Source organism: Pseudovibrio sp. POLY-S9 (assembly GCF_001431305.1).
Lineage (GTDB): Bacteria > Pseudomonadota > Alphaproteobacteria > Rhizobiales > Stappiaceae > Pseudovibrio.
Window position 1 is genome coordinate 1 of the sequence record NZ_LCWX01000159.1, and the last position, 523, is coordinate 523.

At 58.5% G+C, this 523-nt stretch carries 1 protein-coding gene and 1 pseudogene; both read right to left on the reverse strand.

Features of this window, described 5'->3' with window-relative positions; genetic code table 11:
* Positions 1–22: 22 nt before the first annotated feature.
* Positions 23–319 carry a hypothetical protein gene (locus PPL9_RS14305; RefSeq protein ID WP_057463332.1) on the reverse strand — a complete coding sequence of 99 codons (297 nt, stop codon included), beginning with the start codon at positions 317–319 and terminating at the stop codon, positions 23–25.
* A 117-nt stretch (positions 320–436) separates the two neighbouring features.
* Positions 437–523, reverse strand: a pseudogene (locus tag PPL9_RS34780) (type VI secretion system tube protein Hcp); the annotation flags it as partial.

The following is a 523-nucleotide window of genomic DNA, read 5'->3' on the forward strand; positions in this document are numbered from 1 at the left end:
TGTTCCGCCAGCGGGTAGACCATCAGAATATCTCCTTGTGCGGCTGTTCCCCGGGCTTGACCATCAAGCGATGGCCGGGAAACTGATCCAGAAAGCCCCGGATCTCCAGCTCTTCCGATAGATCTTCGTGCAGAGCATCTGACGAGCGCTCAGGCCGGTCACGACCTTGCAAGACCACATGCGCGGTGCCTGCCGGATCGCACTCTTTGGGTGCAGCTTCTGCTACCGCCTCCACCTTGCGTCGCCGCCACAACAGGGCACGAAAGAAGCTGCGCAAGTAACCGCGCTTCTCTGAGGCTTTGCCAGAGACAGGTTGCATATTCCAACTCCGCAGATCAGGCCCAAATCAAAGACGGCCTGGTGTGTGCTCACCCATAGGCAGTGTCCGGGCCAAAGCTGGCCCGGATCTGACTTCCAGTCCGTCAGGAAGGAAGGTTTAAGCAGCAGGCGCGCGCCAGTCATCAGCACCAGACGTGCCGGAGACTGTGTGTTCCCACATGATCTTGCGGTAAGACAGTTCAAT

Excerpts from the sequence above, each read along its gene's own strand:
- PPL9_RS14305 (WP_057463332.1), bottom strand. The coding sequence starts at position 319 with ATGCAACCTGTCTCTGGCAAAGCCTCAGAGAAGCGCGGTTACTTGCGC.